Here is a 15871-nt window from a genome sequence, read left to right on the forward strand (position 1 = left end):
TTATGACCCCAAAACAACTACAAAACATTGCAGAAATGGAGGAAATCCTCAATAAAATAGAAGATTTCACTCCGAAAGCGGAAGAATTTCTAAAACAATGGCAGAAATTACTTCCCGAAGTACAAAAACTTAACGCCTATTACGGAAGCGACCAATGGCGACAAGATTATGATGATGCCAACGCGGGTAAAATCCCCGAAGGAATGCCCCACGGAGTACTCTCGGAAGACCTCGCATACAATGCTTTGGGCGACCAATATTTCTTGGCAGTGGATTTCTTGAAATTGGTAACCAAAATCATCTCAAGAGAAGAGTAATATGAAAAAAATCCTATTACTTTCAGAAAATCACACCGATTATCATTTGGGATTTGAAGTACAATCGCCTGAACCGAAATTCTTTTCGTGGGACGCTACCTACGAGGAAGTTATCGCATCGCCTTTGGTGGAATGGGACAGCCCTTTTGATTTGGATTATGAGGTGTATGAGTATTACTATTTTAAATATCCGGTGCGGGTGGGCAATTTGCTATTTTCCAAATTTGAATTTCGCATACACAACACCCAACGTAGGGATATAGCTGTACGAGAATACTATGCCAATGGAGACACACAAGTAGAAGAATTTCATTTTTGGCAAGTGCATCAGCAATTAGAAAAACATTTGTCCCTCAATGAACACTACGAGGCTTACGAAAACCTCTATTCATTTTTTCAGAAAGACGAAATGACATTTCTTAGCGTTTATTACGGAGAACCTCAGCATCAATATGTGTTTTTTAATATTATCAACGCTCGTAAATATCCCGAATTAATCACTCCAATTGAAAATGAGGAGAATATACAACTTACCGATTGGGTGTTATTTCCGAAAGAATATATCGGAATAGAGACCAACTATCAAGAAAACGAAATCGTAAAACGCCGTCCATCTTTACTAACGGAAAGGTTTGGCGACCAAGCCGTATTGTGGAAAGATGAGGTGAATAAACAAATTGGGATAAGTGTGGGTGAATTTTGCAATATTTTTCCGCTATCGAATATTAAAAAAGTGGACATTGACCGAATGCTACCAGCCAAAGGCGGTGGTGCCGATACTTTGCGGGTGTATTACAAAAAAAGAAAATACCCAATAGCAATTCTCAGTACCAAAGAATATGATTTGGACAATTATTTGCCCCAATTGGAAAAATTTTTTGATATGCGTATTGAAGTGACAGGGTTTTATTATAATTGTTAATTGAAAATCAATAGGTAATTAAAAAACATCATCATATTTTTTTAAAATATAAACAGAAATTATCTATCAATCATAAAAAAATAAATAAGCAAAAACAAAAAATCATTCTACAAGCCAAGAAAATAGATTATCAAATTTAGAAAATCATTTAGCAAGACAAAAAAATGAATTATCAAGATGAAAAAATGGCTCAGCAACATTGCTAATCCATTTCTTGAGAAAAATTAAAAACTTTTTCATTGATTTTTAAAAAATTAAAATGAATTTATAGCATAAAGAATGTATTTATTTTAAAAACATTATATCCATCTTTATTTTATCGTATTACAATGAAAGAAAACCTATTGAAAATCTACGAATTGATGCGTGATAACGACATCAGTAGAGAAAATATTTATAGCAGATTTGGTGCGTGGCTGGGTGATGTCAATTTTATGTATCTGCCTTTTGCGTCCGCACCTGATGATGTGCCTGATAATTATGATTATAGAGAGGAAATCAAGCATCTTAATCACATTTTTAGTATTTTCGGATTTGGCGAAGTTGACTCACAGGACGTAGAAGCCATTGGGCGTGGCGAGGGATTTATGTTGTTGCATTTTCTGTTTAAAGTGCGTAAGAATATAGGATTAGCAAAGACTTACTATGTTTCGTTTTCGTTGATGCAAATCGGAGACGATTTTGTATATATCCATTGCGATGATGTAGATGCACACCGTATGACTTACCGCGAAATGATGTTGAACAGCCATTATTTCGACCCTGAAACCGCCAATGAAATGGAAAAATATCACTTTGACGAATTGCTAAAATTCAGCGAAGTGGCGTATGAAACCTTGCAAAAGCAAATACAGCCAACCGACCCCATTTCCGATGAAGAGGCATTTAATGAGTTGGTTGGGTTGCTTAATCACGATAACTATCTTTCCGAAAAAGATATTGCCGAACTGAAAACCGATTGGCAAAACATCCACCAAAATCGTGAAGCATTTGCTCAAAGACTCATCGATGAGGGCATTTGGTTTGAGGAAGATTTGGAATACCTTGATGATTATCAGACAGATTACTTGCTGTATTGGGCTTTTGTTGAGAAGTTAGATGTATTTAAAGATGATTGGAAGTTTAGCGTTAAGGAGTTGTGTCGGTTCATTTCGGAGAAAATCGGTCAGCCTTTTAAAATGACCTTCAAGGAAGTGGGCAACGACTGGGAAATCGTCTGTGACAGATTAGAAAACTTAACCGATTACACCTTGCTCGACCTTAGCAGTGGCAACGACGACTGCAATTTCATCATCGCCAAAAAGCAGGATAAACAGCGTATTTACACCCTTGCCGACCAAATTGGTTTGTCGATAGTTTAAGTGTTGGGACAAATAATTTTGAAAATAAACAAATGAACAAAACCACAAAACTTTCGATTTATTTTATCATCACAATGTCGGTGTACTTACTGATGGTTTTTATCACCATCCCTACACTGAACCGCCTTGCCAACGGATTGGATATTATTGATGTCCTCCCCTTTTACGATAGCGAATATGTGGTGCGTCTTTTGGAATATTTGGGAAGTGAGGGCAGACATTACTATCTGTACAAGCAATTACCTGTGGATATGATATACCCGCTACTTTATGCCTTTACTTACAGACAGATATTAAAGCATTTCATTGATAAATTAGATTTTAAAAGAGTAAGATGGGTGGTCTTTTTACCCATTTTGGCGGCAGTGTTTGACTACTTGGAAAATATCGGTATCGGCATATCGCTTTACCGCTTTCCGTCACTTTCAGATGCTGTTTTATCCGTATTGCCTTTTTTCAGTTTACTAAAAAATCTCTTTGTAGTACTGTATCTGTTAGCATTTTTCGGATTGGGAATTATGGTTTTAGTGAGAAGAAAGAAATTATGATAATTAAAAAACTCAATTTACTTTTTTTATATGTTTTTATCAATTTAGATAGCAAAACTTAAAAAAAATGTGTTAAAATTATATAACTTTGTCCATTAGTAAAGAATTTAACAATGAAACTATCAAACAACACTATTTTAATTACGGGCGGTTCATCAGGTATTGGTTGGGCATTAGCAGAGCGTTTTTATGAACTTGATAATAAGGTAATTATCACAGGAAGAGACCCTAAAAAAATGGCTCAAATCAAAAGCCAATACCCAAACATTGAAACTTTTGCACGAACGATTTTCGGCAGAAGAAATAGAAGAACATCGCTATTTTTTACGCAATCGTTTTGAAATTGGCGGTTTGCGAAAAGACACGGGCAAAGCCGAAATTATTTTTCATTTTGAAAAAGAATTTAGCGACCTTTGCCACCGAGAACAGAAACAAAAAATCAGTGAATATTTTTTGACCGCCCTTCGTGTTTTTGCCCAAAAACAAAAGAAAATCAATTATAATTTTGAGTTGATGTTGGCTGATTTTGAGCGAATTGTGAAGGATTGGCAAAAATGAATTGAATCAAAACAAACAAGGAAAAAATGTACAAGACATCATTTAAAATATCAAAAATGGATTGCCCTTGCGAAGTGCAAATGATAAAAATGAAGCTTGCAGAGTTGCAAAATATTCATTCAATGGAATTTAGCATAGATAATAGACTGTTAATTGTTTTTCATAGTGGTAACTATCAGCAGATTTTTCAGCACCTTAAAAGCCTACAATTAGACACTTCTCTGATTGATAGCAGTGCTGCAGATGATTACTCAAAAACAAATGACACCAATGAAAGAGTATTGCTCTGGCGTGTTTTATATATCAATTTTTTCTTTTTTATTTTAGAAATGGCAACAGGATTTTTATCTGGTTCTATGGGGCTTATCGCCGATAGTTTGGATATGCTTGCTGATAGCTTAGTGTATGGACTTGCTTTATTAGCTGTTGGTACGAGTATCATTTATAAAAAACGTATTGCAAAAATAGCAGGTTATTTTCAAATATTTCTTGCCATTATCGGACTTGTAGAAGTCATTAAGCGATTTATTGGCAGTGAATCCATTCCTCATTTTCAAACGATGGCTTTTGTTTCGTTGCTGGCACTTATTGGTAACGCTCTTTGCTTGTATTTATTGCAAAAGAACAAAAGCCAAGAAGCTCATATGCAAGCCAGTATGATTTTTACTTCTAATGATATCATTATCAATATAGGGGTGATTATTGCTAGTGGATTGGTTTATTTGACTAATTCTAAATCTCCTGACCTTATCATCGGAGCCATTGTATTTTGCATTGTTTGGCAAGGGGCAATAAAAATTTTAAAACTCTCAAAATAATGTAAATTAACTTTAATTAAAAAAGGAAATCATATGACAAACGGATTTAAAATCATCGGGATAGCGGTACGCACGACCAATGCTAGCGGACAAGCCGCAACAGATTTGGGCAAACTTTGGGGACAATTTATGAGCGACACCATTTCAAAAATCCCCAATACCATTTCCGAAGAAATTATCGCCATTTACACCGATTACGAAAGTGATTATCAAGGAGCTTATACCGCGATTATCGGAAAGAGAGTCAGTTCGTTAGACGAAATTCCAAACGGAATGATTGGGAGAGAATTTCCTGCTACAAAGTTTCAGAAATTCATTGCCAAAGGAGAAATGCCCAATGCCGTTATGCAGACTTGGAAAACCATTTGGGAACAAGATGAAGTGCTGAATCGTGCCTACCAGTACGATTTTGAAGTCTATGGCGAAAAATCCCAAAACGGCAGTGAGTCCGAAGTAGAGATTTTTATAAGCGTAAAATAAACAACTAAGAAATGAACACCTACCTTTCACTACTTAGAAAACTTGTAATCATTGGATTACAAAAAACAGCTTCGTTTGTTAATAAGAATTATTTAGATGATGGAATTAAAATTTTCAGTTACAGGAACCATTGTTGATTTTCCATATAGTCATACATTGAGGCAGAATTTTCAGATTTTTTTTGATCAAATTAAGCCACAATTATGTCATGAGAAACTGAATGATTGGACAATAGAGTTTCATATAAATCCAACTAATATTTATTGGCTTGAAACCAAAGAAGATGACAAGAATTTTCTTGGTATATATAAAAAAGGTTTTACCTACTCTAATGTAAAAGATAAGGTCTTTTCAGTTATCATACCAATTCCTAATAGTAATCAAATATCTTGGGGACTGCCAGAAGAAAGATATTTGCATAGACCTAAGGCGAATCCTAATAATTTTTTTCTTATTGAATGTAATATTAAAGAATTTACAAATTTAGAGGACTATTTTTTAGAATCTACTAAAAAGATAATTAATAGTTTTCTAAGCAAAGGTTTTACAATACAAGGAATTAAGTTGAGGTTGGTATTTAACTAAGTATAAGGAAAGAAACCATGAACACCTACATCGCACTACTCAGGGGCGTGATGCCCAGCGGGAAAAATAGCATTCCCAAAATGGCTTTTCTGAAAGAAATTTTGGAAAAAGGCGGCTTTGCGAATGTAAAAACTTATATTCAGAGTGGAAATATCGTCTTACAAACGGAGCTTTCCTCTGCGGAGGTGAGCAGGAAGGTACACGAACTCATCAAGGAAAACATTGGAGCAGAACTTCCTGTGATTGTAAAAACCGCTGATGAAATTGCACAAGTTTTAAGCGAAAATCCATTTACCGAAAATCACGACAGCAAACGCGTTTTCTTTACCCTTTTTAATGATGAATTATCGCTGCCATTGGCAAAGGAACTCAAAAAGCAGGATTTTGGCGAGGAAAAATTTGACTTTACCGAAAAAGCATTGTATATGTATTTACCCAAAGATGCCAGTCGTAGCAAACTCAGTAACAATTTTTTAGAAAAGAAACTTAACATCACCGCTACCACACGCAATTTGAATACACTAAGCAAGTTAGTGGGAATGGTGAAGGAAAATATATAAACAACTGAAACTATGAACCTAAAAGATGTATTACAAAACATAGAAATCATCTCCCTTTCGGGAGAAATCAATACCGAAGTAGGCAATTTGGTGCAAGATTCTCGGTTAGTTAAGCAAGGCGATGTTTTCGTTGCTATAAAAGGTACGGCATCAGACGGGCATCAATTCATTAGCAAAGCCATCGAAAAGGGAGCAAAAGTCATCGTTTGTGAGGAAATTCCGCAAGAAACTATTTCGGAAATCGTTTATGTAAAAGTAAAGGATAGCGTTTCTGCTTTGGCAACGATGGCGAGTAATTTTTATGGAAATCCGTCGGAAAAACTCAAGTTAGTAGGGATAACAGGTACAAACGGAAAAACCACTACCACGAGTTTGCTGTATCAGTTGTTTAGAAAAGTGGGCTACAAAGTGGGGCTTATTTCTACTATCGCCATTTATGTAGATGAGCAGAAGTACGACACCAAAAACACCACGCCCGACATTCTTACACTCAATAAGTATCTGAAAATGATGGCTGATGCAGGTTGTGAATATTGCTTTATGGAAGTGAGTTCGCACGGCGTGGAGCAACGACGCATCGAAGGCTTACAATTTGCAGGGGGCGTGTTTACGAATTTAACGCACGACCATTTGGACTATCACCAAACCTTTGCCAACTATCGTGATGCTAAAAAGAAATTTTTCGACCAATTGCCAAAAACGGCTTTTGCTCTTACCAATATCGACGACAAAAACGGCAGTGTGATGCTCCAAAACACCAAAGCTCAAAAGAAATCTTACGCTTTGAAATCGTTTGCAGATTATCGTTTGCAGATTTTGGAAAATCAGTTTTCGGGCTTGGTGGTAAAAATAGACGGACAGGAAGTTTGGACAAACCTCATCGGGCAGTTCAACGCTTATAATCTTTTGGCGGTTTATGCTGTCGCCGATTTGCTCGGAATCGAAAAAATTCAGAACCTAACCGCTTTGAGTACTTTGCAGTCAGTGGGTGGCAGGTTTCAGTATTTTGTTTCGAAAGATAAAATTACGACGATTGTGGATTATGCCCACACTCCCGATGCCTTGCAAAATGTGTTGGACACCATCAACAACATTCGCACCAAAAACGAACAACTCATCACAGTAGTGGGTTGCGGAGGCAATCGTGACAAAAGCAAACGCCCCGTAATGGCGGATATTTCCACGAAGGAAAGCACCCGAGTGATTTTTACCTCGGACAATCCGCGAGACGAAGACCCACAAACGATTTTGGAAGAAATGGAAGCAGGCGTATCAGCAGAGCATTACAAAAAGTTTGTTACCATAGCCGACCGCCGTCAGGCAATAAAAACCGCTTGTCAGTTTGCTAAATTGGGAGATATTATCCTCATTGCAGGAAAAGGACACGAAACCTATCAGGAAATCAAAGGCGAACGCACCCATTTTGATGATATGGAGGAAGTGAGACGATTTTTAAAATAGACAAAATATGAAACTAATCATAAACGAAAAATTATATCTCGAATTGGTACAATTATCTGATGCTGAAATCATTTTCAATACAATAGATACACAAAGAAAATATTTGGGCGAGTGGTTGCCTTTTGTTCAGTATATTAAGGAGGTTACTGATGAGGAATATTTCCTAAAATCAGCTTTGGAAACGATGGAACAGACCAAAGATTATGTGTTTTGTATCCGAAAAGAAGGCAATTTTGTCGGGCTTATCAGTTTTATCAAAACGGACAAACTCAATCAGAGAACTGAAATCGGTTATTGGATTTCAGAAACATACCAAAAACAAGGGATTGCAACCCAAGCCACTAAGCGAATGTGTGAATTTGCCTTTAAAGATTTGGGAATGAACCGCGTACAAATCCGTTGTGCTGTTGGGAATTTGCCAAGCAAAAATATTCCAAAGCGATTGGGATTTACCTTTGAGGGCATCGAACGGCAAGGCGAACGCGTTTCGGAAAATGTATTCCGAGATTTGGAAGTGTATAGTATTTTAAAATCGGAAATGGTAAAATAACTCAAATTGATTGGTAGAAATGATAAATAGTTTCAGAAAAATTAACTGAGTTTTTTTCTTAAAGAATAGTAACTTTGGAAAAATATAAATAATTGTAAATGAAATTTTTGTTTAAAATACTGCCTTCACTTTTAAAAATAGTGGCTTGCTTGTATATTTTTTATATTTTTCTGTTTGAAAAAGACTTGAGAAGAAGCAGTCCCATAAACTGGGAAACGTTAATGATGATAGGCATTATGATTTGGTTTGTTGATATCATCAGCGATTCTTGGAAAGAAATTAAATCACTTTGGCGGAAAAGAAAATAACGTTTTTCTCCGAATTTATCAAAAAACAATAAATAACAAACAAAATGAAACAAGAACTATATAAAAGCCTAACGAAAATCGAAGAAAGTATCGTTGGTGTTCGTCAGTTTACGATTCATAATTCGGCTTTCAAATCGAGTATTGAGGTGTATGATTATGCCTATCCGTTTGATTTTATCGAAGATATAGAGAAGTATCAAACTGAATGTAAACGAGAGGGTTATGAGAGTTTGTATCAGCTTGTTGCAGAATTTATGAAAAAGTGCAACATCACGCCTTTTGATGAATCGGAGTTAAATGAGAAAAAAAATCATACCTTTTTGCTGTTTTATTTTCTGGTCAAACCTTCCGAAGAAATAAAGAAAAAAGGGTTCAATGCCGAAGTGAGAACTTTTTTTGCCGTGCCTTTTACGGAAAATGGCGAGGAAGCATTCCAAATTTTGGTTTCAAAAAATCGTTTTAGTGGAATTGTTGAAGAAATGAAATACGCCGAGCCTCTTTCGGAAGACAATGATAAAGAACATTGGGCGATATTTGAAAAAGCTGTAGCAATAGTAGAGCGAGAACTAAACCTCGTTACGAATGCAGAACATATCGAACTCAGTAGTTTTGACGATGCGTTGAATGATTTTGTCGCTATTGCCAATATCAAAAAGCAGAAAACCTTTAAAAATCAGTGGAAAAAGCTAAAACAAAACCCTAAAAAGTATATCGACAAAATATTAAAAGCGGGGTTTTACGGCAATGCCAATCAGCAGCAAATCAATTATGAATTTCTCCTCAAGGAACATCTCGAAACTTATAATGACGACTTTCCTATTGAGATTGATGCCCTTACGAATTATATAGAAGAGCATTTGGGAGAAAAAATTCACATTACCGAAGAGGATATATTGTACCCCAAAAGTATTGCCGAGAAAATCGAAAAACAAACCGATTATACCCTTTTAAATGTAGAAAATCAGCTGGGCTATTATACTTTCTTTCTATGCCATAAAGAATATAAAGACTGGATTTTATCTCTGGCAAAACAACTAGATTTACCAATTGACGATGATTTTTAGCATTTTACATAAATACATCATATGTAAACATAACAAATAGTACAAAATCTTTAAAACCAACAATAATATGACAAAACAAAGAATAAAAATCGTAACCCTTATAATTCTCTTTATAGGATTATTACAATCTTGTACCGTGAATATGGAAATGACCTTTCACAAAGATGATGCTACAAGCATTCTTATGGAGTTTGACTCAAAAGAAATGATTGATATGATGCAATCAAAATCGGATTCTACAAGTAAAAAATCGAACCTTAACAAATTTTCCAAAGAATGGAAAAGCATCTACCAATTATCTGAGGAAGAAGGAAAACCTATCAGTAAAGATTCTATGGAAGTAGCGAAAAAGATTTTCTTGAAAGGCATTTTCGACCAAGAACAAGAAACTGGTTTTGCTATCAAAATGGAACGACTAACCAAAAAAGAATTAGAGGGATTTTCTGATTCCAAAAATGAAGAGGCAAAAATGGTTTCTCCGTTCGTAAAATCGGGAACAAACTGGGACGGAAAGAGATTAATCATTGATATGAAAGAAATCTCTTCAAAAAAAGAAGAAAAAGAACAGGAAAAAGATAAAAAAGAAGAAAAAATTGATGAACTATTTAGCTCAATAGAAAATATGCTAAAAATGATTGATGTTCAATTCAATACTACATTTAAGTTTGAAAACAAAATAAAATCAATTAAAGGAAAACATCAGAATTTCAAAAAAATTGACAATCATACGGTTCAAATAAGTATGAAACTCAATGAGGAATCTGACAAAAACAAAAAAAATGATGACAAAATCATCATTACAACTGAGTGATTTTTCAAAAAATCTCATCAATTAATTGCTCGAAGAAAAGACAAAACTTTTCTATATAGAAGCAAAAAATACAGAAATATTAATCCTGAATAGGAACCGATCCCTATTCTTTAATTACCAATAACTAAATGTTATATTATCTATTTGATTACTTAGAAAAAGAATACAATTTGGCGGGAGCAGGATTGTTTCAATACCTTTCGTTCCGTGCGGGGATTGCGGCGATTCTCTCACTTTTAATTGCTACAATCTTTGGAAAGAAAATTATCCATAAGCTGTACGCACTTCAGGTGGGAGAAATCATTCGTGATTTAGGTCTGCAAGGACAAAACGAAAAAGCAGGAACACCTACAATGGGAGGCGTGATTATCATCTTGGCAACGCTCGTACCGGTACTTCTGTTTGCTGAACTGGCAAACGTGTACATCATTTTACTTGTAGTTTCAATGATTTGGATGGGAATCATTGGGTTTGCAGACGATTACATCAAGGTTTTTAGAAAGAACAAAGACGGACTTAAAGGCAAATTCAAAGTTTTGGGACAAATAGGTCTCGGACTTTTTGTCGGAGCGATGCTTTATTTCAACCCTAATGTAACCGTGAAGAACGAAAGCACAAAAGCAAGTACAGTAACCGAAGTTCAAATTCAGCAAGAAGAAATAAAATCTACCAAAACCACTATTCCGTTTATGAAAAACAACGAATTTGACTATGCCGACCTGATTTCGTGGGCAGGTGAAGGAAGTAAAGACTGGGTTTGGGTGGTTTTTATTCCGATAGTTATTTTAATTGTGACGGCAGTCTCCAACGGAGCTAACCTCACCGACGGAATTGACGGACTGGCAGCAGGAAGTTCGGCAATCATTGTACTAACACTCGGGATTTTCGCTTGGGTATCGGGAAACATCATTTTTTCGCAGTACCTCAACATAATGTACATCCCCAATGTAGGAGAAATGACCATCTTCATCGCTGCATTTGCTGGGGCTCTCATCGGATTTTTGTGGTATAACACCTATCCTGCTCAGGTTTTTATGGGCGATACAGGCAGCCTGACCATTGGAGGCGTAATTGCTGTGATTGCCATTTCAGTTCGTAAGGAATTGCTCATTCCATTGCTGTGTGGTATCTTCCTGATTGAAAATCTATCGGTTATGATGCAAGTTTCTTACTTCAAATACACAAAAAAGAAGTACGGCGAGGGCAAACGCATCTTCCTGATGTCGCCTTTGCATCATCATTATCAAAAAAAGGGCTACCACGAAAGCAAAATTGTGATGCGATTCCTAATTGTGGGCATCATTCTGGCAATAATGTCCTTCGTAACCTTAAAAATTAGGTAATCGAAGTTCAGAAAGAAGTTCTTTATCGCTATAAAGAATAGAAAAAAGTCCGTAGAAAAGAGAAAACGAATGATAAATCTGCTAAAATATTCGTCTTTAACACATAAAATGTTTTCCGATGCGAAGAAAAGGGAAAATAGTATCTACAAAAAGTGTGAAGATAGCACTCAAATTGCAGGATTTTCCTCCCAAGACGAACTAATTATCATTGGGAAGAAGTATTACTATCACTTTAATGAGGTAAAACCCGAATATCAGAAGGAATTGCATAACATTTTCTCTTCCGAATGGAAAAATGAATTGTATTATGGCTTTGCTAAGTTTTACGCCAAGAGCATCAAGAGGGAAAAGAAGCTCTATATGTTGATGCTTTTGGGAATAAACACAGAAAAACTTTCAGAAGAGAACCTACAAAAGGCAAAAGACATCGGATTTGAGAAAAAAGGCAGCATTTTTTGCGAAGAAGATACAGGAAACTTCATCTATAAGTCAATTCACATTGCTGGAAAGTTCGCACCAAAGCAACAATGGAAAGAAAAGCTAAAAAATGAATTTCCGCTGAAGCAAAAATTTCATTTTACGATAGAAAAAGAATCAAAATTACCTAAAATAGGATTGTATATAAAAGCCATCGTGTTGTTGCCTTTTGCTTTATTGTCCGATTTGATAGCAATTACCTTATTATATGGAACAATTGGGCTTGTTTTTCTCATTCTGAAGCTAAAAAATCTTTTAAAGAAGGATTAAATCAACAAAAATATACATATACAACATAAAATTGAGCTTGTAGAATAGAAAATTAAGTCCGTAGGATACAAAATAGAGCTCGTACAGAACAAAATGAAGCCCGTACATAACAAAATGAATTCCGTACAATGCAAAATAAAGTCGGTACAATACAATATGAAGTGCGTACAGAGCAAAATGAAGCAAAAAACGATTAATAATTTTAATATAAAAGAAAAAATGAAACAAAAAATACTATTCATCATACTTTGTGCAAACATCTTTGCCTCGTGTGAGAACGTCAATCAATTGGTAAATAACATCAGTGACGAAATATCGGAAAGCTCTGAACGCATTGAGACAGAAATTTCTAAAAGTACAAACCAAATTAAAGACGAAGTTTTGAAAAACGTCAATTTGGAAGCCATCACCAACGAGTTACTGAACGTAAAGCATCTGGAAAGTATTGAAAATGTAGCTTTAAAGGTAGTTGAATATCAAAATATTGCCGAGAGAATTTCTCTTCTGCAAGAAAACATCACTGGAGGAGAGTTGGGAGCGTTGGAAATACTCGCAATCACGCAATTTACTAAAAATGCTCAGCAAGAACTTATGAAATTGAAGGAAGGAAATACCTCAATTGAAACCAAACAGAAGATAGATTCTCTTTTAATTAACTATGAAAATGTTTTAAACAACTATTCTCAGCAAAATATGAGGGGAAATAGTGAGTTTAATAATCGTTTTCAGGAAGATATGGAAGAAGATGAAGACTTTGATAACTAACTTAACAATCAATGTATGAAAAATGACATCGATTTATAGTTCAAAATACAAAAAATGAAAAAATTAGTAATTTTAGGAGGAGGCGAAAGCGGTGTTGGGGCTGCAATTCTTGGTAAAAAGAAGCATTGGGACGTGTTTCTGTCCGACAAAGGCAAGGTAGCAACCAAATATGCTGAGGTACTCAATCAACATACCATTCGATGGGAGGAAAATAAGCATACCGAAAGTGAAATCCTCTCGGCAGATTGTATCATAAAGAGTCCAGGAATTCCTGATACGGTAGAAATTATCAAAAAAGCAAAGGAAAAACATATCGAAATTATTTCTGAAATTGAATTTGCTTATCGCTATACCAAAGGGAAGATTATTGCCATCACAGGTAGCAACGGAAAGACCACCACAACCAGCCTAACGTATCACATTCTGAAAGAAAGCGGACTGAATGTGGGCATAGCAGGAAATATAGGGAAGAGTTTTGCTCAAATGGTAGCAGAAGATGATAAAGAATATTATGTTCTGGAAATCAGCAGTTTTCAACTGGACGGAATTACGAGTTTTAAGCCGCACATTGCCATTTTACTGAACATCACCCCCGACCATCTGGATAGGTATGATTACAAAATGGAGAATTATATCGCATCGAAATTCAGAATTACTGAAAATCAGACCGAAGATGATTATTTCATTTACGACATCGACGACCCAATCATAGCCCAATGGCTTGAAAAGAACGAAATAAAATCACAAAAAATCCCATTTTCAATAGAAAAAGAATTAAATAAAGGAATTTATAGTTTAAAAGACATAATACATATGAATATTGACAACCAGACATTTGAAATTGAAGTAAAAGAAATGAGTTTGAAAGGAAAACATAACGTTAAGAACTCTATGGCGGCTTCGGTATCTTCACGACTTCTTAAAGTTCGTAAGGAATCTATCCGCGAGAGCCTGAAAGGTTTTGTTGGTGAGCCACATCGTCTGGAATTTGTTAAAACAGTGGAAGGAATCACTTATATAAACGATTCAAAAGCGACCAATGTAAACTCTGTTTTCTTTGCTTTGGACACAATGAAAACGCCTGTGGTGTGGATTGTAGGCGGAGTGGACAAAGGAAACGATTATTCTCCCCTACTGCCTTACGTACACGAAAAAGTGAGAGCAATTGTTTGCTTAGGGAAAGATAATTCGCCCATCTTAAAATCTTTTGGAAACGTCATTGATAACATTGTAGAGACCCAAAGTATGGAAGAGGCTGTATTTCTTTCAAAACAATTTGCAAAAAACGGAGATACTGTGCTACTTTCACCTGCGTGTGCAAGTTTTGACTTGTTCAAAAACTATGAAGAACGAGGAAATGAGTTCAAAAAAGAAGTAGAAAAACTATAACAAATGCGAAACTGGTTAGCACGAAATATAAAGGGAGATAAAGTCACTTGGGCTATCATACTGATATTTACGTTATTCTCATTTTTGGCTGTTTATAGTGCCAGTACAAATTTGGTTTACGTTATCGGTAAGGGAACCACGTTCGGACACTTTTTAAGGCACGGACTCATTGTCTTTATTGGCTTTGTCATCATTTATGTAATTCATAAAGTTCCGTATCGTTTCTCTCGTCCAGTTTCAAAGTTAGGATTATTCCTTTCGGCTTTGTTTTTGATTTTTGCCGCTCTTAAAGGAACCACCATTGAAGGAGCCAATGCCAGTCGATGGATTCAAGTGCCTTTTGTGGGTATTTCATTTCAGCCTTCTACATTCGCTTTGGTTATGTTGATGACGTATGTAGCCTCGTATTTAGCTGAAAACTACGGCAAAAAGCCCACATTCTCGGAATCTTTTCTTCCTTTGTGGCTACCTGTGGCGATTATCCTTGGGCTTATCGTGCCCTCTAACCTTTCTACGGCTGTACTGGGAGCAGGTTCGGTAGGGATTTTAACCTTTATTGGGCGACATCCTCTGAAAAATATCTTTACAGCTCTGAGTATCGGTATAGCTCTTATGGCGATTTTCATTCTTACGGTGAAAGCATTTCCTGATAATTTTAAAAATACGCGGGTAAGCACTTGGGTAAGCCGTATTGAATCCTTTACAGCAGGAGAAGACGAGAAAGAAGGCTACCAAATTGAACGAGCTAAAATGGCTATTGCAAAGGGCGGACTAATGGGTGAAGGAGCTGGAAAAAGCACGATGAAAAACTTTCTACCACAGAGTTCTTCCGATTTTATTTATGCTATTATTACGGAGGAATATGGCTCGTTTGGGGCATTAGTCATAATGGCTCTTTATGTACTTTTACTTCTGCGGATTGTCATCATTTCTCAAAATGCAAGAACGATATTTGGGCAGTTATTAGTTTTGGGAGTAGGTTTTCCAATTATTCTACAAGCCCTTATAAATATGGGAGTTGCGGTAGAATTATTTCCCGTTACGGGACAGAACTTACCGCTTATTAGTAGTGGAGGAACTTCCATTTGGATGACGTGTTTGGCGTTAGGATTAATTCTTTCGGTAAGTACAAGCAAACGCAATAATAAACAACAAGCTATGGAAAAAGACAAAAACTTAGCCGAAGTTGAGGAGGAACTAGCTGAAGAAATTATGGAAGAAATCCAAAAGGCAGAAAAAAAGAAATTGGTAAAATAGTTTAAATTTTAATACTCAAACATTCAA

General features: G+C 35.9%; 19 protein-coding genes. All 19 read left to right on the forward strand.

Features of this window, described 5'->3' with window-relative positions; translation table 11 throughout:
* Nucleotides 1–2 precede the first annotated feature (2 nt).
* The 19 genes from CGC48_RS04205 (at nucleotide 3) to CGC48_RS04300 (ending at nucleotide 15844) form a co-directional block, all read left to right on the forward strand.
* Complete coding sequence (locus CGC48_RS04205) at nucleotides 3–317, forward strand: DUF4298 domain-containing protein (RefSeq protein WP_098028575.1); 315 nt, start codon at nucleotides 3–5, stop codon at nucleotides 315–317.
* A gap of 1 nt (nucleotide 318) precedes the next feature.
* Nucleotides 319–1239, forward strand: coding sequence for a hypothetical protein (locus tag CGC48_RS04210; protein ID WP_098028576.1), 921 nt, complete (start codon nucleotides 319–321; stop codon nucleotides 1237–1239).
* 329 nt (nucleotides 1240–1568) lie between these two features.
* On the forward strand, nucleotides 1569–2600 hold the full coding sequence (locus CGC48_RS04215) for a hypothetical protein (protein ID WP_098028577.1): 1032 nt from the start codon (nucleotides 1569–1571) through the stop codon (nucleotides 2598–2600).
* 32 nt (nucleotides 2601–2632) lie between these two features.
* Complete coding sequence (locus CGC48_RS04220) at nucleotides 2633–3148, forward strand: hypothetical protein (protein ID WP_098028578.1); 516 nt, start codon at nucleotides 2633–2635, stop codon at nucleotides 3146–3148.
* 113 nt (nucleotides 3149–3261) lie between these two features.
* Nucleotides 3262–3489 (forward strand): SDR family NAD(P)-dependent oxidoreductase, encoded by a 228-nt coding sequence (locus CGC48_RS04225; protein ID WP_232022187.1) that lies wholly within the window; start codon nucleotides 3262–3264, stop codon nucleotides 3487–3489.
* On the forward strand, nucleotides 3425–3706 hold the full coding sequence (locus CGC48_RS04230) for a hypothetical protein (protein ID WP_095917179.1): 282 nt from the start codon (nucleotides 3425–3427) through the stop codon (nucleotides 3704–3706). Before CGC48_RS04225 ends, CGC48_RS04230 begins: the two co-directional genes overlap by 65 nt.
* A gap of 26 nt (nucleotides 3707–3732) precedes the next feature.
* Complete coding sequence (locus CGC48_RS04235) at nucleotides 3733–4524, forward strand: cation transporter (protein ID WP_098028579.1); 792 nt, start codon at nucleotides 3733–3735, stop codon at nucleotides 4522–4524.
* Nucleotides 4525–4557: 33 nt separating this feature from the next.
* Nucleotides 4558–5004, forward strand: coding sequence for a GyrI-like domain-containing protein (locus CGC48_RS04240; protein ID WP_098028580.1), 447 nt, complete (start codon nucleotides 4558–4560; stop codon nucleotides 5002–5004).
* 96 nt (nucleotides 5005–5100) lie between these two features.
* Nucleotides 5101–5589, forward strand: coding sequence for an Imm9 family immunity protein (gene imm9 / locus CGC48_RS04245; RefSeq protein WP_098028581.1), 489 nt, complete (start codon nucleotides 5101–5103; stop codon nucleotides 5587–5589).
* 17 nt (nucleotides 5590–5606) lie between these two features.
* Nucleotides 5607–6149: a DUF1697 domain-containing protein gene (locus CGC48_RS04250; protein ID WP_098028582.1), complete on the forward strand. Its 543-nt coding sequence runs from the start codon at nucleotides 5607–5609 to the stop codon at nucleotides 6147–6149.
* Nucleotides 6150–6161: 12 nt separating this feature from the next.
* Nucleotides 6162–7610: a UDP-N-acetylmuramoyl-L-alanyl-D-glutamate--2,6-diaminopimelate ligase gene (locus tag CGC48_RS04255; RefSeq protein WP_098028583.1), complete on the forward strand. Its 1449-nt coding sequence runs from the start codon at nucleotides 6162–6164 to the stop codon at nucleotides 7608–7610.
* A 7-nt stretch (nucleotides 7611–7617) separates the two neighbouring features.
* Nucleotides 7618–8160: a GNAT family N-acetyltransferase gene (locus tag CGC48_RS04260; RefSeq protein WP_098028584.1), complete on the forward strand. Its 543-nt coding sequence runs from the start codon at nucleotides 7618–7620 to the stop codon at nucleotides 8158–8160.
* 352 nt (nucleotides 8161–8512) lie between these two features.
* Entirely contained in the window at nucleotides 8513–9532 is a 1020-nt protein-coding gene (locus CGC48_RS04270; RefSeq protein WP_098028586.1) for a DUF7821 domain-containing protein, read from the forward strand.
* Between the two features lie 67 nt (nucleotides 9533–9599).
* Nucleotides 9600–10343, forward strand: a complete 744-nt coding sequence (locus CGC48_RS04275) for a hypothetical protein (RefSeq protein ID WP_157909865.1) — start codon at nucleotides 9600–9602, stop codon at nucleotides 10341–10343.
* Nucleotides 10344–10471: 128 nt separating this feature from the next.
* Nucleotides 10472–11686: a phospho-N-acetylmuramoyl-pentapeptide-transferase gene (gene mraY / locus CGC48_RS04280; protein WP_098028588.1), complete on the forward strand. Its 1215-nt coding sequence runs from the start codon at nucleotides 10472–10474 to the stop codon at nucleotides 11684–11686.
* A 69-nt stretch (nucleotides 11687–11755) separates the two neighbouring features.
* Complete coding sequence (locus CGC48_RS04285) at nucleotides 11756–12433, forward strand: hypothetical protein (protein WP_232780544.1); 678 nt, start codon at nucleotides 11756–11758, stop codon at nucleotides 12431–12433.
* 219 nt (nucleotides 12434–12652) lie between these two features.
* On the forward strand, nucleotides 12653–13198 hold the full coding sequence (locus tag CGC48_RS04290) for a hypothetical protein (protein ID WP_232780545.1): 546 nt from the start codon (nucleotides 12653–12655) through the stop codon (nucleotides 13196–13198).
* Nucleotides 13199–13252: 54 nt separating this feature from the next.
* Nucleotides 13253–14587 carry a UDP-N-acetylmuramoyl-L-alanine--D-glutamate ligase gene (murD, locus tag CGC48_RS04295; protein ID WP_098028591.1) on the forward strand — a complete coding sequence of 445 codons (1335 nt, stop codon included), beginning with the start codon at nucleotides 13253–13255 and terminating at the stop codon, nucleotides 14585–14587.
* A gap of 3 nt (nucleotides 14588–14590) precedes the next feature.
* On the forward strand, nucleotides 14591–15844 hold the full coding sequence (locus CGC48_RS04300) for an FtsW/RodA/SpoVE family cell cycle protein (RefSeq protein ID WP_013998221.1): 1254 nt from the start codon (nucleotides 14591–14593) through the stop codon (nucleotides 15842–15844).
* Nucleotides 15845–15871 lie beyond the last annotated feature (27 nt).

The sequence above is a fragment of the Capnocytophaga cynodegmi genome, from assembly GCF_002302475.1.
Lineage (GTDB): Bacteria > Bacteroidota > Bacteroidia > Flavobacteriales > Flavobacteriaceae > Capnocytophaga > Capnocytophaga cynodegmi.

Coding starts and splice junctions, on each gene's coding strand:
- CGC48_RS04210 (WP_098028576.1), top strand. CDS start 319: ATGAAAAAAATCCTATTACTTTCAGAAAATCACACCGATTATCATTTG.
- CGC48_RS04285 (WP_232780544.1), top strand. CDS start 11,756: ATGATAAATCTGCTAAAATATTCGTCTTTAACACATAAAATGTTTTCC.
- CGC48_RS04290 (WP_232780545.1), top strand. CDS start 12,653: ATGAAACAAAAAATACTATTCATCATACTTTGTGCAAACATCTTTGCC.
- CGC48_RS04240 (WP_098028580.1), top strand. CDS start 4,558: ATGACAAACGGATTTAAAATCATCGGGATAGCGGTACGCACGACCAAT.
- CGC48_RS04275 (WP_157909865.1), top strand. CDS start 9,600: ATGACAAAACAAAGAATAAAAATCGTAACCCTTATAATTCTCTTTATA.
- CGC48_RS04235 (WP_098028579.1), top strand. CDS start 3,733: ATGTACAAGACATCATTTAAAATATCAAAAATGGATTGCCCTTGCGAA.
- CGC48_RS04215 (WP_098028577.1), top strand. CDS start 1,569: ATGAAAGAAAACCTATTGAAAATCTACGAATTGATGCGTGATAACGAC.
- CGC48_RS04220 (WP_098028578.1), top strand. CDS start 2,633: ATGAACAAAACCACAAAACTTTCGATTTATTTTATCATCACAATGTCG.
- CGC48_RS04300 (WP_013998221.1), top strand. CDS start 14,591: ATGCGAAACTGGTTAGCACGAAATATAAAGGGAGATAAAGTCACTTGG.
- CGC48_RS04205 (WP_098028575.1), top strand. CDS start 3: ATGACCCCAAAACAACTACAAAACATTGCAGAAATGGAGGAAATCCTC.
- CGC48_RS04255 (WP_098028583.1), top strand. CDS start 6,162: ATGAACCTAAAAGATGTATTACAAAACATAGAAATCATCTCCCTTTCG.
- mraY (WP_098028588.1), top strand. CDS start 10,472: ATGTTATATTATCTATTTGATTACTTAGAAAAAGAATACAATTTGGCG.
- CGC48_RS04270 (WP_098028586.1), top strand. CDS start 8,513: ATGAAACAAGAACTATATAAAAGCCTAACGAAAATCGAAGAAAGTATC.
- imm9 (WP_098028581.1), top strand. CDS start 5,101: ATGATGGAATTAAAATTTTCAGTTACAGGAACCATTGTTGATTTTCCA.
- CGC48_RS04260 (WP_098028584.1), top strand. CDS start 7,618: ATGAAACTAATCATAAACGAAAAATTATATCTCGAATTGGTACAATTA.
- murD (WP_098028591.1), top strand. CDS start 13,253: ATGAAAAAATTAGTAATTTTAGGAGGAGGCGAAAGCGGTGTTGGGGCT.
- CGC48_RS04225 (WP_232022187.1), top strand. CDS start 3,262: ATGAAACTATCAAACAACACTATTTTAATTACGGGCGGTTCATCAGGT.
- CGC48_RS04250 (WP_098028582.1), top strand. CDS start 5,607: ATGAACACCTACATCGCACTACTCAGGGGCGTGATGCCCAGCGGGAAA.